At 44.8% G+C, this 21,940-nt stretch carries 14 protein-coding genes; 9 read left to right on the forward strand and 5 right to left on the reverse strand.

Features of this window, described 5'->3' with window-relative positions:
• From DWZ03_RS18535 to DWZ03_RS18575, 8 genes are all read left to right on the forward strand, one after another.
• Positions 1-3,246, forward strand: a 3,246-nt coding sequence (locus DWZ03_RS18535; protein ID WP_120130519.1) for a hypothetical protein, incomplete at its 5' end; no start/stop codon positions are given.
• Between the two features lie 90 nt (positions 3,247-3,336).
• Entirely contained in the window at positions 3,337-3,678 is a 342-nt protein-coding gene (locus DWZ03_RS18540; RefSeq protein ID WP_005825747.1) for a hypothetical protein, read from the forward strand.
• 164 nt (positions 3,679-3,842) lie between these two features.
• Positions 3,843-4,970 (forward strand): AAA family ATPase, encoded by a 1,128-nt coding sequence (locus DWZ03_RS18545; protein ID WP_005825750.1) that lies wholly within the window; start codon positions 3,843-3,845, stop codon positions 4,968-4,970.
• 289 nt (positions 4,971-5,259) lie between these two features.
• Positions 5,260-5,496, forward strand: a complete 237-nt coding sequence (locus DWZ03_RS18550; protein WP_243633647.1) for a HEPN domain-containing protein — start codon at positions 5,260-5,262, stop codon at positions 5,494-5,496.
• 22 nt (positions 5,497-5,518) lie between these two features.
• Positions 5,519-5,818, forward strand: coding sequence for a nucleotidyltransferase domain-containing protein (locus DWZ03_RS18555; RefSeq protein ID WP_008661919.1), 300 nt, complete (start codon positions 5,519-5,521; stop codon positions 5,816-5,818).
• Between the two features lie 288 nt (positions 5,819-6,106).
• Positions 6,107-7,060, forward strand: coding sequence for a tyrosine-type recombinase/integrase (locus tag DWZ03_RS18560; RefSeq protein ID WP_120130520.1), 954 nt, complete (start codon positions 6,107-6,109; stop codon positions 7,058-7,060).
• A 436-nt stretch (positions 7,061-7,496) separates the two neighbouring features.
• Positions 7,497-10,706 (forward strand): hypothetical protein, encoded by a 3,210-nt coding sequence (locus tag DWZ03_RS18570; protein ID WP_057087554.1) that lies wholly within the window; start codon positions 7,497-7,499, stop codon positions 10,704-10,706.
• A gap of 98 nt (positions 10,707-10,804) precedes the next feature.
• Positions 10,805-11,143, forward strand: coding sequence for a hypothetical protein (locus tag DWZ03_RS18575; protein WP_016272010.1), 339 nt, complete (start codon positions 10,805-10,807; stop codon positions 11,141-11,143).
• 174 nt (positions 11,144-11,317) lie between these two features.
• Here the strand turns inward: DWZ03_RS18575 and DWZ03_RS18585 are convergent, their stop codons facing one another.
• Complete coding sequence (locus tag DWZ03_RS18585; RefSeq protein WP_044468236.1) at positions 11,318-11,941, reverse strand: HU family DNA-binding protein; 624 nt, start codon at positions 11,939-11,941, stop codon at positions 11,318-11,320.
• 400 nt (positions 11,942-12,341) lie between these two features.
• Here DWZ03_RS18585 and DWZ03_RS18590 point away from each other — a divergent pair, with 400 nt between their 5' ends.
• Entirely contained in the window at positions 12,342-14,432 is a 2,091-nt protein-coding gene (locus DWZ03_RS18590; RefSeq protein ID WP_120130537.1) for a BT4734/BF3469 family protein, read from the forward strand.
• Here the strand turns inward: DWZ03_RS18590 and DWZ03_RS18595 are convergent.
• The 4 genes from DWZ03_RS18595 to DWZ03_RS18615 all read right to left on the reverse strand — a co-directional run.
• Positions 14,429-14,890, reverse strand: coding sequence for a low molecular weight protein-tyrosine-phosphatase (locus tag DWZ03_RS18595; RefSeq protein WP_005833576.1), 462 nt, complete (start codon positions 14,888-14,890; stop codon positions 14,429-14,431). The genes DWZ03_RS18590 and DWZ03_RS18595 overlap by 4 nt on opposite strands.
• A gap of 21 nt (positions 14,891-14,911) precedes the next feature.
• Positions 14,912-17,377 carry a primosomal protein N' gene (gene priA, locus DWZ03_RS18600; RefSeq protein WP_120130521.1) on the reverse strand — a complete coding sequence of 822 codons (2,466 nt, stop codon included), beginning with the start codon at positions 17,375-17,377 and terminating at the stop codon, positions 14,912-14,914.
• A 186-nt stretch (positions 17,378-17,563) separates the two neighbouring features.
• A complete protein-coding gene (locus DWZ03_RS18605; RefSeq protein ID WP_120130522.1) occupies positions 17,564-20,656 on the reverse strand; it encodes a hypothetical protein in 3,093 nt (1,030 codons plus the stop codon).
• Positions 20,657-21,091: 435 nt separating this feature from the next.
• A partial coding sequence (locus DWZ03_RS18615; protein WP_243634975.1) for a tyrosine-type recombinase/integrase occupies positions 21,092-21,940 on the reverse strand: 849 nt, incomplete at its 5' end.

The following is a 21,940-nucleotide window of genomic DNA, read 5'->3' on the forward strand; positions in this document are numbered from 1 at the left end:
ACGTCTTGTAAGGACTATGATGACGACATCAAGGACTTGCAAGGACAACTGGACAAAAAAGCTTCACTTGATGACCTGAATGCAAAAGTTGCTACTTTGCAGACAGCCGTAGATGAAGCCAAAACTGCCGCAAACGAAGCCAAAGCCAAAGCTCAAGAAGCTCTGGATAAGGCTGGTTCAAGTGAAGGTGGAGTATCTGAAGCTGATTTAGAGAAATTGCAAGATGCTTTGGAAAAAGAAATGGAAAAACTGGCATCTTTAGAGGTTGTTGACACTAAGATCAAAGAACTGAAGGAGAGTCTGGCAAGTGAGTTTATTTCTGAAGCTGATTTGAAGAAATTGGCTACGGAAGTCGAAACTCTGAGTGTTAAAGTTATGGCTTTGATTGGTCACCGATTGACCAGCCTTACGCTGATTCCAACTACGCACATCAACGGCATTCCTTCAATTGAACTGCTGACACTGACGTATACACCGCAGGTTTATGCTGCTGTAACAGGTCATCAAAATGATGCGAACCCGAAGAACCATGCCACTCGTCCCGTTTTGGACCACGTTTCTGTAAGTGGAGCCAAGGCACTCAGCATTTCTACCGAAAAGAATGAGGTAAGCTACAAGATTAGCCCGAGCATCGGTGTAATGAAAGAAGATGTTAAGCTTCCTATGTTTGAATGCTTTACCTCTCAGAACGTAACGAAGGCTGCTCCTGAACTTTCTCAGAACAAGCCTCTCGAAGTTGTAGACTACGATGTAAAAGACGGTGTAATGACTGTTCTTTATAAGAAGAATGCAGATTATGTAGGCAAGAGCATCGGCACAACCGGTAGCGCTCACGGTGATGGTAAACTTGAAAAGTTCTGGATGGCTTCTCTGAAGACTCCTATTGCTGACAAGAACCTGACAGATGCTGAGAAAGAGGCTGGTAAAGACGTATTTGTAAATTCTGAATACAGCCGTATCGAAGAATCTACTGTATATCCTTATTTGGCTAACAAGAAGATTGACTTCACGAAGAACTTCACGACTGATTTTGCAGACGAAATGCAGGATGGTAAATACGTTCACTATCATGACTCCCTCTGCTTGTATAAATCAGGCAACGAACAATTGGTTGATGTTAAGCAGTCATATGACAGCCCACTCGACTTGAGAACACTGGTTACTGTATGCTATACTTATACTGACAAACAACACGCTTCTCACAAGGAATTGACGAACTATGCCGACTATGGTCTGGAGTTCCGTTTTGCTTTGGCAAAAGCCAAGTATCTGCAGGGTGACCGTAAGACAGACGAGCAGGAATTCGGTCGTATCTTGTCTGATGGTTATACGCTGAAGTCTGAAGTTTACGACGTAGAGTTGGGAGATACAGAATATTCCAAGACTTCCATCGGTCGCGAACCTATCATTCGTGCTGAATTGTGGGACAAGAACAATGGTAACATGATTGCAGTTCGCTACATCAAGATCCGTTGGACTGGTGAAAAGGATCAGACTATTGCTGCTGTCACATTCCCGAACGACACTGTAACTTGTCATGACATGTTCCAGCAGCTATTCTCTAAGGAAATGAATGAGAAGATTTACCACATGGTTAAGTTCGATGGTGGACAGAGTATGAGTAAGACTCAGTTCCATAGCATCTACAAAAACATCGAAATCCTTGAACTTAGAAAAGATGGTAAGAAGATTGAACTCAGCACAAAGTGGTCTACCAATGCTGAGAAAGATTGGGAAGAAGGAGCAAATAAAGTTGGTAAAGACGGCGGTGAAGCCATCAAGAATACCCAAGAACTTGTATTCGGTTTCTTGCAAGATGCTAAAGACAATACATCTTACAACTTAGTTTGGGCTATGAACCCGAAGACTGTTGGTACATTGGCTTACAATGAATCTACCAAGACTTATGCTTCTACATTCGAAATCGACGTTAAGTACATTGACGAAGCTGGTTTGAATGGTGATATCAAGCAGACATTCAAACAGACAATCGTTGTTCCTGCACAGAAGTTTGCATACCAAGGTACATTCTGGAAGAATGGTAAGGGCGAAGGTGTCTTCAATGTGAATCCGATTGTTTACACTACTGCAAATGACGGTGGAACACAGAAAGACCCGCATGTATATCCGGGTATTACTGACGGTTGTGCGCTGAAAGACTATAGCCACATCGAAGCTGACTTGGTTAATGGCTTCGTATACGAACCGACCAAAGAAAAACCGGCCAACTTGGCTCAATTCATCCAGTATATTCGTGAGTGTGCAGAGGTTAAGTTTATCTTTGACGAAACACGCATGAAAGACTTGACTACTTATCCGCATTTGAAAGACTTTGTCACAAGCGATGACAAAACTCAATTGTGGTATAAGACTGAAGGTACAGCAGAAGACAAAGACAAGAGTGACAACAACAACATCGGTAGAACGGATGCAGATATTATGGATTACAAACAATCTAATGATTTGGCTGCCACTATCAATAACCTGATGGGTGCTGATGCTACAGAAAACAAGAAGAACTTGCCTTGGAATTATGATGAAACATTAGGTAATAACGTAAATGAATGCTCCAGTATCATCCGTCTCCACGAAAAAGATAACTGGAACGGTACTGATGCCGCCCTCAAGTTGATTGGCAAGGAAGTTCCTGTACAGCTAGTTGTTGCATACAATGACTTCAATGTTATTCCAGTTCAAGAATTTGAGGTACACTTCATCAACCCGTTGACTATTGACGGTTCTATCAGCGACAACTTCGTTGATGCTGAAATTGACGGTAGCTTCTTGAGCGTTGCCAAGAACTTCACATTCACTGACTGGAATAATAAGCCGGTAGCTGCTGCTGTAGCTGACAAGGCCACTGGTGATGAAGTTTATGCACATGCTTTGTATGACTACTATGCTGTGCGTGAAGTTAAGTTCTTGACTGATAAGACCACTACCAGCTTGGCTTGGAATGCTGCAACCAGCACTTATGAGCATAAGGAGGGTACTACTGACGGTAAGTTGCCGACCAATGCTTCATTGAAGATGATGAACTGGGATGAGACAAAAGCTAAGTCTACTGCTACAGAAGCTAAAGCTGACCCGACTCACTTGGCATACTTCAACAACCATGGTACTCCGGTTAACGTTGACTACAACATGTTCCTGACTGTAAATGTCAACTACAAGTGGGGTGTATTGAGCAAGGATAACCTGAAAGTCATCGTTAAGAAGGCTGCCGGTACACCGAGTGCCAAATAATTAAGAAGAGATTCTTGATATAATTTAATAAAAGGGACGTCCTCTTGCAGGGCGTCCTTTTTTTCAATCTTTCATTTATAAATATCAGATATGAAGAAAATACTATTCATTTTGACTGTGTCAGTTTCACTCATCTGCTTTTCTTCATGTAAGAAGTCAGCAGCTACACATCCTTTTCCAGGCAAATTCGTTACTGAAACCGGTATCCAATTCGACCTTCGAGCCGACTCCACCACCCTGATTCAATATGATGATTCCAGTTCGTACGAGGGTACATGGAAAGTCTATAATCAAGGAGATACACTAAAGTATGCCACTATTGAGTTTGCCGGTTACTTTAACTATTATTATCTGCGTAATGGTAAACTCTATCGCAATGAACATAATATGATACGTCAAGCTCTTGGTGAAGAAATTGAATATCAAGATTAAAACAGAAAATGGCTATTACTATTCCTCTATTCTTTGGATGAGGAAAAGAATAGCCATTTCATATGATAGTCAACCACACATTTCCAATAATAATCGTTTTATGATTATCATCTTATGATTATCGTAATATTTTCCTTATATTTGCGTGTAAACTCAATAATCATATGAAAAATCCATTTGTTACGAACGGCTATGTATCACCGGAATATTTCTGTGACAGAGAGAAAGAAACGGCTAAAATTGTCTCACTTTTGACGAATGAGAACAACATTGCATTGATTTCCCCACGCAGATTAGGCAAAACAGACTTGCTGCGGCATTGTTTTGGACAGCCGGAAATCAAGGAGCATTACCACACTTTCATCATCGATATTTATGCCACAAGCTCTGTACGCGATTTTGTGAATGTTTTCGGCAAGGCTGTACTGGATGAACTACGTCCAAAAGGAAAATCCGTATGGGGTACCTTCTTGAATGTACTGGCCTCCCTTCGTTCCGAAATAACATTCGACATGAATGGACAGCCTACCTGGGGAATCGGTCTGGGAGCTATAACTAATCCCTCTGCAACATTGGATGAGATATTCTCCTATCTGAATAATGCCGGGAAGCCTTGCCTAATCGCCATTGATGAATTCCAGCAAATAACCAAATATGCAGACGATCCCAACATAGAAGCGGCACTACGGACACATATACAACGCTGTTCCAATGCCCACTTTGTCTTCTCCGGGTCCCATAGGCATCTGATGGGGGCAATGTTTACTTCTCCGGCACGTCCATTCTACCAATCGGTTACACTGATAAACCTGCCTCCCATTTCTGTTGATAAATACGCGGAGTTCTGCCTTAGGCACTTTGAGCGAGCAAGCAAACACTTGGATACATTAGTGGTAACAGAGCTATATGAGCGCTTCAATGGTATAACTTCGTATATGCAGAAGGTTATGAACATTTTATTTTCCATGACCGGAACTGGAGAAATATGTATTCCCTCAATGATAGATACTGCCATTAACGACCTTCTGGATTTTTCTGCCGATACCTATGATGCCTTATTATATCAGATGCCCGAAAAGCAACGTATTGTGTTTATGGCAATAGCAGCAGAGGGAAAAGCTAAGGCTATCTCAAGCGGTGACTTTGTACGTAAATACAAGTTGCAATCTGCCAGTTCTGTCTCTTCAGCTGTAAAAGGACTACTGGAAAAAGACTTTATTACGTATGATAAAGGCATTTACCAGGTATATGATCAGTTCTTCCAACTTTGGTTGCAAAGGAATAAGCTTTAATGGTTTCTTTCTTGAATCTTATATTCATTCTATAAACAATTTAGAAATGAGTAGAAATGCAGCAGGCTTTGCAAAATATAATTATAAGACTAAAGTAAATACCTTCAATATGGTTCCAACGGATAAAATGTTGTAGCAAATCATTGTTGTTTGAAGGATAATAACTATCTTTGTTCTAAAGACTCGAAATATGGATAGTAAAGTAACCTTATTGGATTGAGATGTCAGATTATGATTTGGAAACAGCGAATGCAATGCTGCTTACAGGCCGTTATCTCTATGTCGGTTCATGTGCCATCAAACAATAGAGAAAATTCTCAAAGCATATTGGACTAATTGCTTAATGGAAGTTCCTCTAAAGATACATTCACTATCCAGACTTGCGGAGAGAACGGGATTGGACAAGCAATTGTCGGAGGAGCAGTTAGACTTTATAGACAAGCTTGAACCTCTTAATATAGAAGCCCGTTACCCCTCTTATAAAGAAAGATTAATGAAGAGCTTAAATACTGTGCTGAACTTTTGAGCCAAACTAAAGAGTTGCAATTATGGATAAAGAACAAGCTATAAACCTTGCCAAACGCTATAAGGAAATGGTAGCGGAGAAGTTACCATTAAAGGCCCTTTATCTTTATGGTTCGTACAGTAAAGGAAATTATAGAGCAGACAGCGATATAGATATTGCTGTGATAGTAGAACGCCTGGATGACGATTATTTTAAAGATACTCCTCTATTGTGGAAACTTAGACGCAAGATAAGTAACCTTATAGAGCCAGTCCTACTTACAGAAGATATGGACAATCCTCTTTATTGTGATATTAGAAAAACTGGAATTCTAATACAATGAAGTCTTGTTTATCACATGCCATCTATTTCTATAATTTATATTCTTTTTTACTTCCAACGCATATTCTTCTCCTAAATCTTCGTACCATACCAAGTACTGCGAAATACATACCTGAGCGTTTTTCTCTTACTTATTCCCTTCTTCATCCAATCCCTATCATGACTTAAACATTTTTCTCTTGCAGCAATAATCACTTGATATTGCAAAAAATGAGGAATATGAAATCATTGTATTTGCAGCTATAATTGTATATACTTGTAAGATAAACCTTTTATAAATAAATTGGAAATGAATAGAAATGAAATTACCTTACAAGAGATGTTCTCCTCAGTCATCAAGGAACTCCGGGAAGGCGGCAGGTGGGGGACGGCACACATCTACCAGTCAGCGGTGAATGCATTATCGGCATTCACCAAATGGCAGCCGATGCCCATGCGCAAGTTGAGCCCGACCGTACTGAAGAGATTCGAAAACTTCCTCAGGCAGAGGAACTGCAGTTGGAACACCGTATCCACCTACATCAAGACGGTACGCTCGGTGTATCATCGGGCGGTGGACAGAAAGTACATACGGTATGTACCCAGACTGTTCGAGCATGTATATACCGGCACACGGGCGGACAGGAAGAAGGCGCTCGAGGCATCCGACATCAGCAGCCTGGTAAGGGAGACGGAAAGGAGCCTGCAAGGAGGGACGCTCCCAAACACACAGCAGAGAACAAGGATTTTCTTCGTACTCATGTTCATGCTCAGGGGCATACCCTTCGTGGACCTGGCGTACCTGCACAAAAGGGACCTGCAGGGAAATATACTATCGTACAGACGACGGAAGACGGGACGGGCGCTGACCGTATCACTCACACCCGAAGCCATGCAGATGGTGAGAATAATAGCAAACAAGGACAAGGACTCTCCTTATTTATTCCCCATATTACAAAGTGAGGAAGGGTCGGAAGCCGCATACCGGGAATACCAGTCGGCACTCAGGGCATTCAACCAGCGGCTGGCAGTACTCAGGCAGTGCTTGGGAATGCAGTCGGCACTCAGTAGTTATGCGGCGAGACATACTTGGGCCACAATGGCTTATCACTGCGAGATACATCCCGGAATCATATCGGAAGCCATGGGGCACTCCTCCATCACGGTGACGGAAACCTATCTGAAGCCTTTCAGCAACAGAAAGATTGACGAGGCCAACCAGAGGGTAATTTCTTTTGTAAGAAGCGGAGCGTGTACAGTATAAAAGACGTTACTTCTTTTGATAGGATAGAATAGATTTGTTGCGCATTTTCTGGAGTCTTCAAAATGAGTTTTGAGGAACGGAATGGTGTTGTCTTTACGGAGCTCCCATTGGTGCTATCAATGGACTGTCATTCAACCTTTTGAACTGAAAAATACATACTTTTATTCTTTGAGAGCCTCATTTCATCCCTTTCCCACTGTCATCTTTCTGGACTTCCAATCCTCTTTCCAATATCCCAACGGACTGTTTTTTACTATTCCAAACAAAACCGGTCTATTTTCTCCTTATTCCCTGATTATTAACGAAATTAACAAGATTTCATTACCTGCGAAGTAACGGAAAAAATCACATGACAGACAGCTATGTGGAAGGGATTCGAAATGAGAGATTATTCACTTTTTATTTTTTTAAATTTATAAATTTAAAGTTTTCAATTATGAACAAGAAGTTTCTAAGTGTGACCCTGTTCAGTGCCTTGATGTTGGGTACTGCAGGTACGTTCACGTCTTGTAAGGATTATGATGATGACATCAAGGACTTGCAGGAACAACTGGACAAGAAAGCTTCACTTGATGACCTGAATGCAAAAGTTACTACGTTGCAGACGGCTGTAGATGAAGCCAAAAGTGCCGCAAACGAGGCCAAGAACAAAGCTCAGGAAGCTTTGGACAAGGCTAATTCGACAGAAGGCGGAGTATCCGAGGCAGATTTGACTGCTTTGAAGAAAGAACTGGAAAAGCAAATTGAGAAGTTGGCTTCTTTGGAGGCAGTTGAGACTAAAATCAACGACTTGAAAGAAGAATTGGAAGGCGGCTTTGTTACAGACGAAAAACTAAAAGACTTGGCTGCTGAGGTTGATGCATTGAGCGCTCAAGTTATGTCTATTATCGGACATCGTTTGACTAGTCTGGCTGTAATTCCTACAAGTCATATCAATGGTATTGCTGCTATTACATTGACTACTCTACAGTATACTCCACAAGAGTACAAGGCAATGGCAAAACATACAGATGGTCCTCAAACTGACGAAGATTCTGAAGGAACGTTTACCGCACATTCCAAAACTCCTGTACTTGACCACGTTAATAAAGCTGGTGCTAATCCATACACGGTATCTACAGACAAAAATGAGGCTTACTTCCACGTTAGCCCCAATATGGGTGTACGTACAGAGGATATCTATATGCCTTCTTTCGATTGCATCAAATCTGAAAACATCCTCACCAAAGCTGGCGCAACGATTTCGGAGAACTCTCCTATCCAGCCAACTGGCTATAAAATAGAAGACAATGTATTGACAGTACAATTCAAGAAGACTGTTGCCGAATCCATCAATGAAGCAGGCGGTCATGCAAGTGGAAAAGAAACTTTCTACATGGCTTCTCTAAAGGCTCCTATCGCTAAGGAAAACTTGACTGCTGATGAAGCTAAAGCCCTTAAGGAAAATGGCACTCAAGTTTATGTAAACTCTGAATATGTTCGTCTGCACGAAACAAAAGTAGCTCCTTATATCGCTAATGCACGTACGAAGTACGGCGAAACTATGACCGGCAAATTTGCTGACGAAGTTCAGACCGATGGCGAAGGCAGATTCTACGTACACTACCACGACTCTATTTGTGCATACGAATCACAAGCTAACAACATGATTGACGTTTATGCACAGTATGACAAAGTCCTTGACCTGAAGAAATTGGTTGAGGTTTGTACAACGGAAATCGGTGCAGAAGACCATAAACAACATGCAGAGTTGAAGGCATACAAAGACTACGGTCTGACATTCCGTTTCTACAAGGCTACTGAAGAATATATCACTTTAGGTGGTCCGGAGAATAACAGCAACAAGACTGATCAGCAGAAATTTGCAGAAATCGACTCTCCTATGAATGGTCACATGACTTCAAAGGTCTATAGCCTTGACGGTGTATCTGCCACTGCAGTAGGCCGCGAACCGTTGGTACGTGTAGAGCTGGTGGATACTGTAAACAATGCTTTGGTAGCAATGCGTTACATCAAGGTGAAATGGGTGAAAGAAGAAGGTATGCGTGAAATCGGTTTCACATACGATGATACCATATTCAAATGTGGCAATTTCGCAGATAGAATTGGTACTGTAGCCATGAACGAAGTTATCTACAACGGTGCAAAAGAAGGTGGTATGACCAAACAGGAATTCCACGCCATTTACACTGACGAAGGTTTCGACGCACAAAATGGAGTAGATTATGGTACAGTTAAACTTATTAAGAATACAGAAGACGGCGTTGAATCTTACAACATTGAGTGGACTTTGACTCACGCTGACATCGTGAAGAAATATCCAGAATGGAAGAATCACGAAGATATGGTATTCACTAAAACATTCTTCTGGAAAGATCCGACAAAGGCATATCCTGCATTGAAGATTACATTGACACGTACTATCTACAAACCTACATTCGGTGGATATGGATATGACAATCGTTATTGGAAGAAAAACACCAACAACACTGTATTCAATGTGAACCCGGTAGTTTATGGTGCTGTGGAATGGAATCCTGCATGGAATGAAACCACTGGACACGTATTGACTGGCGATAAGACTAACAATAATCCGACCGTAAATATCTACACTGACTTAGTGAACGGTTTCTTGAACAAAGACGGTGTAAAACCTGCTACTGGTGCATGGGAATACCTGTACTTCCAGGATAAGAACGTTGCGAATGTGAAGAATCCTTATTCTCCTACATTTGAAGCAGAAGGTGTACGTTTTGAATTCGATGCTGAACAGTTGGCTGGTAAAACTTATAAGTACTTTGATGTTGCCAGCAAGACATTCAAGGATGGTGCTGTTACATTGAGTGCCGACAACACAAAATTGTACATTGCAGGTGAATTGGCTGCAACAATTGACAATTATAAGGACAACCTCTGTACAAATGCAAATAATCCTCTGAAAGGTCACAAGACTTATAACATCAAATTGCAAGAAGCTGATCCGGATGCAGCATCCAATTTCGGAAAAGACACCAAACCGACAGAAGCTGCCAAAGCTTTGGTAGGCCAGATTGTTCCTGTCAAATTGGTTGCAGACCTTTGCTATGGTGATGCAACTCCGGGACATCCGGCTGCCCATACTGAAGTTATCAAGGCTTATGATGCCAACATCATTGAACCGATGACTATCACAGTGAATAAGGAAGAAGGAGAAGTAACTGATGCTGTTGTTAACGGTAGCTCTGTAGATGTAACAGGTGCTTATACTTACACTTGCTGGAATGCAGACGAAAACGGTAATTTCTACACTGCTTCTGAGGCTCCCAATGCAACAGCTCTGCAAAAAGAACTGTTCAAATTCTACGAATGTACTCCGAGCAACTGGATGACTGATCAAGTTAAGACTAACCTGAAACTGGTAGACGGCAATTTGCAGCCTGTGGCTGGTTACAAGGAAGGTAGCCTTCCTGCCAACACAACTGTAGTTTACAACGTAGATGCAACAACTGGTAAGGAAACACTGACTTACTACAACCACAGTGGTACTCCTGTAAACTGGGATTATGAAATCTATGTTCCTATCAAGTTCGGTTATAAGTGGAAGACTTTCACTCAGGAATTCAAAATCCACGTAAATGAAAATGCCGGTACTCCCGCAGGAAGATAAGAGACAACTCTGAAAAGAGATGCCAATAAAGTAAACAGACAAGAGAGAGTGCTTCATCCGATTGAAGCACTCTTTTTTATAATATAACAACTAAAAATATGAAACAAACAGTCATTATAGGAATATTGTTGGGAATACTGCTACTAACCGGATGTGACAACAACGAAAAAGAACATGATTTTGTCGGTATATTCACTACTGCCAACGGCATAAAGTTTGAGCTTCGTCCAGATTCTACATCAATCATAACTTTCAAAGATTCTATGATTTACGAAAGTTCTTGGAAAATAAGCAAAGATCGTAACAATGAAACCTATGCCAACATAGAGTTTGCTGGTTATCAGAATTATTATTATTTGAAAAATGGTAAGCTTTATCGCAGTATACGCGAAATGAACCATGATGCCTTAGGTGAAGAGGTGAAGTATATAGAATGATTTCCGCGCCTCTCATCACTCTCTAGATTTTTTTCTCCCCACTTTGCTTCCACACTTCCACCCACCTCCTGCATCCCCCTATCCATCGGCACTTGAACTGCTGTGGAAGCAACAAAAAAAGGTGGAAGCAAATTTTGCTTCCACCTACTCAAAACGCTATAGTTTTACCGTAACCTACTCGTCTCTACCATAATACCCCGTGCAAGGTACATAAATCGGTTGGTTCAGTTTTCCTGCATTCTCGAGCTTGCCTTCGCTACGAAGCAGGCGAATATGAAGCTGTGCAGTAGAGCGCATCATTCCGCAGAGGCTCTGAAAATCACTGCGCGTAAGGAACTGATGCGTAGAGAAGTAGCCCGTCAGTCGCCTGTCAATCTCCTTGTCACTCAGCTTTTGGGAATGCTCATTCAGCCCCAGCGGTTTAACTTTGATGGCACCTATCTCATTCTTCAGCACCTGGTCGGCACGAAACTTGATGCCCTTCAGCTTAATCTTGGTGGTTTTTCGTTTGGTCGCAGCGGTCACCGGCTCCGTGCTCGTCAGTACGGGATGAAAATAGCCGATACCGTCCAGATGTACCTGCCGCCCCTCGGCGAGGTCTTCCCCCATGACGTGCGACAAGGCATCCAGTACCGCCGAGACATCAGTCTCCGTCAACGAGCTGCGTTCCTGAATTCTGCGACGCAGTTCGTCGGTAGTGGTAGAGCCGTTCAAGCGGATGCGTGGATGAAGTATCTTTTCTTCCCGCTGTTTGTCTTTTGGTTCCGGAAGCTCATACCAATCAAATAAAATTGCCATAGTTCAATGTCTTTTAAGTTGTTATATAATAAGTTTGCGCCCTATGCGGAATAGGTGCGGGGGGCGTACTTCATCCGTAAAAGCTATGGAAAGAGAGACGCCTAACGGCCATGAACAACTCTGCTTACGGTCGTCAAGCGATTGCTTCATGGCCGTAAGCAGAGTTGTTCATGGTCGTTAGGCGTCATCTATTCCCTATACAAAAGTAGACAAACAAAGGGAGAAAAGCAAAGGAATGCCTATGTTTTAAAAAAGAAATCCAAAGGTTTCCGACACCACGCTGTATAGTTTGTGGAAGCAGGCATTTATTTAATAATTATTCTGCTGAATACTTGTTTTCTGCCTTCTGATGTCGTATCTTTACGAGAATTATATTTACCCAAACAAGCTGACAAACAGAATGAAAATTACCTTGATTAGAGCAGAAAAAGGGAGCGGAAAGGAAGCCCTCAGCACCCTGGAAGCGGATGCACTGATTAAAAAACTGAAAACCGAAACCAAAGCCGGACATGTGTCGACCCTCCGGACCATCCTTCCTCAACTGGAGGGCACTTGTGCCCAATACGAACATATAGACAAGCTGCCCCGCATCTACCCTGCCGTGGAATATAGCCGTACACAAGAGGGGGAACGGCGGATGAAGAACTATAACGGACTCGTACAACTGGAAGTAAACCGTCTGTCGGGCATTGCCGAAGCGGAATATGTAAAGCAACAAGCCGCCCTGCTGCCACAGACCTTTGCCGCTTTCTGCGGTTCCAGCGGACGGAGTGCCAAGATATGGGTATTGTTTGCCCTGCCCGACGGCACGACGCCGAAGCGGGAGAGCGATGCCACCTTGTTTCATGCCCACGCCTACCGTATGGCGGTGAAGTGCTACCAGCCCTTGCTGCCGTTTGCCATTACATTGAAAGAACCTTCCCTTACCCAGAGTTGCCGCATGACTCTGGACGGATATCCTTACTACAATCCTGCCGCTGTGCCTTTCTGCCTGGAACAGCCCCTCAGCATGCCCGAAGAGGAGAACTTCCGGCAACGAAAACTCGCAGAAAAGAACCCGCTGTTGCGGCTGCATCCGGACAGTAAAGCCTCGGACACCTTCGCCATACTTTTCGAATCGGCCCTTGACCGTGCATTCCGCGAATTGGACGGCTGGAAACGAGACGGAGATTTACGGATACTGCTGGTGCCTCTGGCCGAACATTGTTTCAAGGCAGGCATCCCCGAAGAGGAAGTAGTCCGCCAGACATTGATGCACTATTACCGGGAAGCGGATGAATTCATTGTCCGTCAAACGATTCATAACCTATACCAAGAGCTTAAAGGCTTCGGGAAAAAGAGCAGTCTGACGCAAGAGCAGGAGAGCGCTTTCCGGCTGGAAGAGTTTATGGACCGCCGGTATGAGTTTCGCTATAACACCGTTCTGGATGATTTGGAATACCGTCAGCGCGACTCCGTCCATTTCTATTTCAAGCCTGCTGACCAGCGTGCCCGCAGTACGGTCTCCATGAATGCCCTGAAGGAGGGTATCCGCGTATGGGACCGCGACATCAACCGTTTCCTAACTTCAGACTATGTACCGCTCTATAATCCCGTCGAAGAATACCTTTACGACACCGGCCGCTGGGATGGGAAAGACCGCATCCGGGCATTGGCCGACCTCGTCCCGTGCCACAATCCTCATTGGCGGGAGCTGTTCTACCGCTGGTTCCTGGGCATGGTGGCACACTGGCGTGGAATGGACCGGCAACACGGAAACAATACTTCTCCTCTGCTTGTCGGTTCTCAAGGGTTCCGGAAATCCACCTTTTGCCGCATTTTGCTGCCACCGGAGCTGCGTTTCGGCTATACGGACAGCATCGACTTCAAGAGTAGGCAGGAAGCGGAGCGCAGCCTGGGACGCTTTCTGCTCGTCAACATCGATGAGTTCGATCAAATCAACATCAACCAGCAGGGCTTCCTGAAGCATCTGCTGCAGAAACCGGTTGCCAACCTGCGCAAACCCTACGGCAGCACCATCCGTGAGATGCGGCGGTATGCCTCCTTCATCGGCACCAGCAACCAGAAGGACTTGTTGTCCGACCCCAGTGGCAGCCGCCGTTTCATCTGCATTGAGGTCACCGGCCCCATCGATACGAATGTCACCATCACCTACCGCCAGCTCTATGCACAAGCTCTGAATGCCGTAGCCAAAGGTGAGCGCTACTGGCTGGATGATGCCGATGAAGCCATCTTGAAGCGGACGAACCGGGAATTTGAACAGCTCACCCCACTGGAACAACTCTTTCACAGCCATTTCCGTGCGGCAGAAAAGGATGAAGAGGGGCAATGGATGATGCCCATGCAGATTCTTTCCGCTTTACAGACAAAGACGCGTGACCGTCTGGCAATCAACAAGGTTGCCGTATTCGGGCGGACGCTCAAGAAGCTTGAAATACCGAACAAGAAGTCAAGGCAGGGGACACTGTATCATGTAATGCCGCTGGATTAAATGCTCTGCAGTAACCCCGCACAAGCATCTTCCAGAATGTCCAGCACATACTCAAAACCTTCGGAACCGCCGTAGTAGGGGTCCGGTACATGGTCGGCATGGGTAAACTTTGTACAGTATTCCGTCATGCGGTGTATCTTGCTCCATTCGGCGGTTGAAGGGGCACGATCTTTCAGGTCGTCGATGTTGCGGTCGTCCATACCGATAATCAGGTCGAAGTTGTAAAAATCCTCGGTACGTACGGGTCGCGAAAGATGCGTCAGATTGTATCCACGGCGGGCAGCATGGGCACGCATCCGGCTGTCCGGCAGTTCGCCCTGGTGATAGGACAGAATGCCTGCAGAATCGATTAAAAACTCATCCGCACGTCCGGCTTCTTCTATCAGATGTTTCATGACTCCCTCTGCCGAGGAGGAACGGCAAATGTTGCCGAGGCAAACGAAAAGTATCTTCTTCATATTTCTTTAGTTACGAGTTATTTACATCGGGTCTACATCATAATACACTATCAACGACTTGAAGCGGTCTTCCGCCACCATCTCCTTTTGCACCTGGACGAGCAGCTCGCGGGCACGTGCCATTGGGGCATTGGTTTCTATCTTCAAGATAATCTTTCGGATGAACAGGGTCTGTACGCGTGCTATGGGCGGCTTGTCCGGTCCCAGTACCCGGTTGCCGAAGACGGTGCGGAGCTTGGCGGCCATAGTCTGCGCCATGAGGTCGAGCAGGGTCTCGTTCCGGTTCTTCAGGTAGACATACACCAGGCGGTAGTAGGGCGGGTAGTGGAACATCTGGCGTTCGGCAAGCTGCCCGCCTACCATGGCTTCGTAGTCGTTGGCAATGACTTGCGGGATGATGGGATGGTCGATGCTTTTGGTTTGTAGCACCACCCTGCCGCGCTTGTTCTTCCGTCCGGCGCGTCCGGCAACCTGCGCCATCAGCTGGAAGGCGCGCTCGTAGGCGCGGAAGTCGGGATAGTTCAGCATGGTGTCGGCATTGAGTATGCCCACAATGCTGACGTGGTCGAAGTCCAGACCCTTGGACACCATTTGCGTGCCTATCAGGATGTCCGTCTTGCCTTGCTGGAAATCGGAGATGATGCGCTCGTAGGCGGTACGGGTGCGGGTGGTGTCCAAGTCCATACGGGCTACGCGGGCGTCGGGGAAGAGGGCTTTGATGTCATCTTCTATTTTTTCCGTGCCGAAGCCGCGGTTGCGCAGGTCAGTGCCCTCGCAGGCGGGGCAGATGCGGGGCAGTTGGTAGGTGTAGCCACAGTAGTGGCAGGTCAGTTGGTTCAGCCCCTTATGGTAGGTGAGGCTGACGTCGCAGTTCTTGCACTTGGGTACCCAGCCGCAGGTGTTGCACTCTATCATGGGGGCGAAGCCGCGGCGGTTCTGGAAGAGGATGACTTGTTCTTTCTGTTCCAGCGCTTCGCGGATGTATTGCAGGAGCAGCGGAGAGAAGGGACTGTTCATCATCTTCTTGCGGTGCAGCTCCTTGATGTCCACGGGGATAATCTCCGGCAGTTGTATCTCTTTATAGCGTTCTTTTAGTTCCACGAGGCCATACTTACCGGTAGTGGCGTTGTGCCAGGTCTCTACGGAAGGGGTTGCCGTGCCCAACAGAGTTTTGGCGCCATACATGGAGGCGAGTACAATGGCTGCATTGCGGGCATGATAGCGGGGAGCAGGGTCTTGCTGCTTATAGGTGTTTTCGTGCTCCTCGTCCACAATCACAAGACCGAGGTTGCGGAAAGGAAGAAAGACGGAGGAGCGGACGCCGAGAATAATGTCATAGTCTGCTTCCGACAGCTGCTTCTGCCAGATTTCTACCCGTTCGGCATCGGGGAACTTGGAGTGATAGATGCCCAGTCGGGAGCCGAATACGCGTTGCAGGCGCTCTGTGATTTGTGCAGTGAGGGCTATTTCGGGCAGGAGATAGAGCACTTGCTTTCCTTGCCGGATGGTTTCTTCTATCAGATGAATATAGACTTCTGTCTTGCCGCTTGCCGTGATGCCGTGCAGCAGGCAGACGTTCTTGCTTTGGAAATTCTCCAAGATGGCGTGATAGGCGCGTTGCTGGTGTTCGTTCAGCGGATTGACGGGGACGACTTCTTTGAGAAGCGCTTTATCTATGCGGCCTATTTCCTGCTGATAAACTTCGAATACACCACGGTCTATAAGACCGTTGAATACGGCAGGGGTGGCGGAGGTGCGTTGCAGCAGTTCGGCTTTGGAGACTTCTTTTATATCTCGTCCGCTGAGGTAGCCGGAGAGTTCCAGGTACTTCATCAGCAGGTCCAGTTGCTTGGGGGCACGGCGCTGCAACTCGTCGAAGAAGATGTGCAGGCGGTGTTCGTTGCGGGCGGCGGCGGTGAGGCGTACACGGGTTTCGGTCTTGGGCTTATAGGTACGGCGCAATTCTTCCTTTACGAAGATGGCCTCTTTGTCGAGCAGTGACTTGATGACAGAAAGTATGTTCTTGATGCCGGTCTCCTTCTCCAGTTTCGTCACGCATTGCTCCGGGTCGGCAGAGAGCATATCCAGTATCTTCTGCTCCTTCTCCGGCAGGCGGACGTCGCACTCGAAATCGGGGTTGTACTCTACGATTGTTTCGCTTTCCAGCTTCAAGCCAGAGGGTAAGGCGGCTTTGTAGACGTCTCCTTGCGTGCAGAGATAGTAATCAGAGAGCCATTCCCAGAACTTGAACTGCCGCGGAAGCAGTATCGGGCAGGCATCCAGCAAAGCAGACACTTCCTTTACTTCGTATCCGGTGGGGGCACAATAGTGCACGTTGCGCACGATGGCTGTATAATATTTCTTCCGCCCGAATGGTACTACCACCCGGCAACCGGTCTGCACTTCATCCGCCCACTCGTCGGGCAGGGAGTAGGTGAAGCAGCTGTGCAAGGGCAAAGGCAATATGACGTCGGCAAACTTTTTCATCGTGGGGACAAAGATAGTGGAAAGTGGAGGGAGAATGAAATGAACGGGGGCATTTTTTATGCTGAGAATAGGATAGCCGAATGAAAATGAAGGGGCAAATTTCAGAAGTGTAAAAAGGGGATATGCTGATTATCAACATATCCCCTTTTCAATTAGAGTACTTCTAGAAGTACAGTTTTCTCTATGTTAGAGAGTAGGCTTAACTTCTACATCGATTTCTTCTATCACACTACCCCATACGTAAACAACTTCAATAGGAATACGCAGGTAGAAGGAAGAGTGAACTTTCACATCCTTATTGTTGTAGGTCACAGTACCAAAGTTTGGAACTTCTGTAGGAACATTCTCGTATGTTTGTGATTCAGAATCAAATGTCAACAACGTTTCTGCACCAGTTTTACCAAATACTTCTTCGATAGGAACAAATGTTTCACTGTTATTCAAATTAGTCAGGATGTCTTTGTCTTCAGCTAACTTGATAGCTGTTACGTTGTAGTACTTGTAGTAATTCAAGTGCGTAGAGAACTCATTCAAACCATTGCTTACATCCAGACGCCAGTCTTTCAATACAACCAGGTCGCCTAAGTTCAATACACTCTTGCCTTCATTGTTGCCATCCTCGAAGTACTTGCCTTTATTTCCGGAGACATTAACCGGACGGATAAATTTGGCATTGAATGTACCATCGGTTACGGGAACATACTGGTCACAACCATTGTAATACTGCATATCAATAGTAGCATACAACATTTCATCCGTATCACGTGCAGCCCAGTTAAGTACAGCCTTGGCTACGGCATTGTTCTTGTAGGAAATCTTGATATTTTCAGCAGTCACATCATCCGATGCATCAGTATCAGTACCATTGTCATCAATTTCATCTCCGCTGAGAGTTGCAATTACATTTTCATCAGAAGCAAGAGTTGTGGTACCATTTGCCAATACTTCAAGAGCATGAATTTGAGTACCGTCGGCACTTACAAACAATTTATAATTCTTACCGTCATTACCCTTCACGACACGTCCGTTGTTTTCTGCAGAGAATACAAACTTAACAGTCATATTTTCATGAGCAAATGATGGATATTTTTCTTCTGCATCTTCCTTGTTATATACCAGAGCTACAGTACGTCCATAGAAATTGCTCAACAGGTCTTGTTCAATAACAGCCTTCGATGTTGTACCTGCATCATCCGGAGTTGCACAGTAAATGTCAATAGCCGATTTTCCCTTGAAGGTTGACCAGTATTCTGCAATCTTAGCACCTGCGGTGGATCCTTGTGGAGTATGAGCAGTAAAGTCGATATCTTTCACTTCAACAACATACTTGATAACCACATTTTCAGGATATGTACGGCTGTTGGCAACGGCATCCAGCTTAGTAGTTTCTGTTGTCTTGGTAAATACGGCATAGCCTACATAAGATTTCGCTTCAAGCGGAGTTGTTGTAAGCTTGAATGTTACTACTTGGTTAGCTTCATTATTCCCATCGTACTTAGTTGCAGTTATCGCCCATTTACCTACCTGTTCTTCAGCATATTCATTAGTAGCATCTTGATTAAATGCATAGATATGATGCCATTGCTGTTTGCTCAATGCTTCCAAGTTAGCATTGTTCTTGAAGTTATAAACCTGTGCACTCATGAACTCGTCTTCAGTCTCGTACGTCCAACCTGCACTGTTGCATCCCAGATTTGTCACCTCTTTCTTTTCTGCTACATAGTCGTCCTCAATTTCGGCAGGAACTTCACCTGCAACAATCAGCAGTTTAATCCATGCAGCTGCAACCAACTCGTTGTTGTTAGTTTTGTCTGTCAACTTAGCCAATACAATAGGAGACTTACCGATAGCGCTCTTGTCTACACCGCCATAATTCTTTGCATGGAAAATACCATCTTCCAAAGTCATATAATTTTCTTGCGGAGTATTGTTCACCTTATATTCCACTGCCTCAAATGTCAGTTCATATGTATCGGCATAATTGGCATAATTGAAGAATTTATGTTGAGAACCGGCAATATTACAAGTTGTAACCAAAGTCTTCAAATCAATACCTTGCTCAGAAACCGCATCATCATAAACAACATTTTGTACCAAATGATTGTTGTCAGCAGCAGGCTTATTGTCTACTCCAATCTTTGCTTTTTGTTCTTCGGCAGCAGCTAAATTCGTTGCAAAATGGCACTTATCATCCTTTGCATTTTCACTAGTTACCTCTTTATCAGCTAAAACAAGTTTCAATTCCTCTGTACGGTTTACAACACCTACATATTCTGTAGTAACCTTGTTTCCCGCTTTGGTTGTAAACTGAAGAGCTATTTCGTTCAGTTCGGGTTTTTCATTATCTTCAGTCAAACTAGAATTAGCAAACAAATTCGGGTTGGCTTCCAAAGTCACAGTAGCCAATCCTCCTTCAATAACAGTGTTTTTCCAAGTAACAAGACCCGCGTTCACACCTTTGGTCATTGTAACGGTCTTATCTAGTACATCTGTTTTAGTAATTTGTTCTTGTGTAGCAGAAGAAGGATTTACATGGAATTGAGGTGCTGCTTGATTCGGCAAATAATTTGTTTTTGCAAGTGCAACAACTACATCATTTTTAATTTCTACCGGTTTATAGCTATCCTTGTGGAATACAATTACGCGTTCACCCCAACCTTGCAGAATAGATTCTGGAATATATTCGAAGCTTGTGATAGGCAACACATCTGAAATTCGCAGATTGATAGGAGTAGCGCTACCATATTTTATAATATAACCCAATTTGACACCGTCTTCGTCCAAAATCTCCATAGTAAGAGTAGGAACTGTGGGCAAGTCAATCTTTCCACCAGTTTTTTCATCATCGTACAATATATTGCCATCCTTATCTATGGAGAGCAGAGTAGCATCAAACCCTTTAGGCATATCAATTTTTACATCTGACGTGCTACCGTCACTGCCCTTCAAAGAGATTGTAACTTCGTCCCCATCCTTAGAAACAGACAATGTATAGGTTACACCTGCCGGAATGTCATACGAATGTGGATTACCATTTTTGTCAACGACAACTAGTTTGCCGTTCTCAATTTTTGCATCCTTCACGTAAGTTAAGTTGTCGACTGTAGTACCTAAAGTCGTCAAATCGCCTTGTAGCTTTTTAACGTCTCCAGCCAAGCCGTCAACTTGTCCCTGCAAGTCCTTGATGTCGTCATCATAGTCCTTACAAGACGTGAACGTTCCTGCAGTGCCCACCATTAAGGCGCTGAACAGGATCACACTTAGAAACTTTTTGTTCATAATTGAAAACTTTAAATTTATAAATTTAAAAAAATAAAAAGTGAATAATCTCTCATTTTGAACCCCTTTCGCATACTTGTTTTGTTACTAAGTATTCCGTTACTTCGCAGGTAATGAAATCTTGTTAATTCCATTAATAATCAGGGAATAAGGAGGGAATAGGCTGATTTTGTTCAGAATAGTAAAAATCAACCCGTTAGGATATTGGAAAGAGGATTGGAAGTCCAGAAAAGTGACAGTGGGAAAGTGATGAAATGAGGCCTTCAAAAAGTGGGAATGTGTGTGTTTAAGTTTAAAAGATTGAATAACAGCATATTGATAGAGCCGATGTGAGCTCCGTAAAGACAACACCATTCCGTTCCTCAAAACTCATTTTGAAGACTCCAGAAAATGCGCAACAAATCTATTCTATCCTATCAAAAGAAGTAACGTCTTTTATACTGTACACGCTCCGCTTCTTACAAAAGAAATTACCCTTTGATTGGCCTCGTCAATCTTTCTGTTGCTAAAAGGCTTCAGATAGGTTTCCGTCACCGTGATGGAGGAGTGCCCCATGGCTTCCGATATGATTCCGGGGTGTATCTCGCAATGGTAAGCCATTGTGGCCCAGGTGTGTCTGGCTGCATAGGTACTGAGTGCCGACTGCATTCCCAGGCACTGCCTGAGTACTGCCAGCCGCTGGTTGAATCCCCTGAGTGCCGACTGGTATTCCCGGTATGCGGCTTCCGTGCCTTCCTCGCTCTGCAGGATGGGAAACAGATAGGGGGAGTCGGGGTTCCTGTTCGCCACCATCCTGACCATCTGCATGGCTTCGGGTGTGAGTGACACGGTCAGCGCCCGTCCTGTCTTCCGCCTTCTGTAAGACAGCACATTCCCCTGCAGGTCCCTTTTGTGCAGGTACGCCAGGTCTACGAAGGGTATGCCCCTGAGCATGAACATGAGTACGAAGAAAATCCTTGTTCTCTGCTGTGTGTTTGGGAGCGTCCCTCCTTGCAGGCTCCTTTCCGTCTCCCTTACCAGGCTGCTGATGTCGGATGCCTCGAGCGCCTTCTTCCTGTCCGCCCGTGTGCCGGTATATACATGCTCGAACAGTCTGGGTACATACCGTATGTACTTTCTGTCCACCGCCCGATGATACACCGAGCGTACCGTCTTGATGTAGGTGGATACGGTGTTCCAACTGCAGTTCCTCTGCCTGAGGTAGTTTTCGAATCTCTTCAGTACGGTCGGGCTCAGTTTGCGCATGGGCATCGGCTGCCATTTGGTGAATGCCGAGAATGCATT

Source organism: Bacteroides sp. AF29-11 (assembly GCF_003602895.1).
GTDB lineage: Bacteria > Bacteroidota > Bacteroidia > Bacteroidales > Bacteroidaceae > Bacteroides > Bacteroides uniformis.

Bases quoted from the DNA above. Each gene is read 5' to 3' on its own strand.
- DWZ03_RS18560 (WP_120130520.1), top strand. From the start codon at position 6,107: ATGAATAGAAATGAAATTACCTTACAAGAGATGTTCTCCTCAGTCATC.
- DWZ03_RS18590 (WP_120130537.1), top strand. From the start codon at position 12,342: ATGAAAATTACCTTGATTAGAGCAGAAAAAGGGAGCGGAAAGGAAGCC.
- DWZ03_RS18540 (WP_005825747.1), top strand. From the start codon at position 3,337: ATGAAGAAAATACTATTCATTTTGACTGTGTCAGTTTCACTCATCTGC.
- DWZ03_RS18550 (WP_243633647.1), top strand. From the start codon at position 5,260: ATGTGCCATCAAACAATAGAGAAAATTCTCAAAGCATATTGGACTAAT.
- priA (WP_120130521.1), bottom strand. From the start codon at position 17,377: ATGAAAAAGTTTGCCGACGTCATATTGCCTTTGCCCTTGCACAGCTGC.
- DWZ03_RS18595 (WP_005833576.1), bottom strand. From the start codon at position 14,890: ATGAAGAAGATACTTTTCGTTTGCCTCGGCAACATTTGCCGTTCCTCC.
- DWZ03_RS18585 (WP_044468236.1), bottom strand. From the start codon at position 11,941: ATGGCAATTTTATTTGATTGGTATGAGCTTCCGGAACCAAAAGACAAA.
- DWZ03_RS18555 (WP_008661919.1), top strand. From the start codon at position 5,519: ATGGATAAAGAACAAGCTATAAACCTTGCCAAACGCTATAAGGAAATG.
- DWZ03_RS18545 (WP_005825750.1), top strand. From the start codon at position 3,843: ATGAAAAATCCATTTGTTACGAACGGCTATGTATCACCGGAATATTTC.
- DWZ03_RS18605 (WP_120130522.1), bottom strand. From the start codon at position 20,656: ATGAACAAAAAGTTTCTAAGTGTGATCCTGTTCAGCGCCTTAATGGTG.
- DWZ03_RS18575 (WP_016272010.1), top strand. From the start codon at position 10,805: ATGAAACAAACAGTCATTATAGGAATATTGTTGGGAATACTGCTACTA.
- DWZ03_RS18570 (WP_057087554.1), top strand. From the start codon at position 7,497: ATGAACAAGAAGTTTCTAAGTGTGACCCTGTTCAGTGCCTTGATGTTG.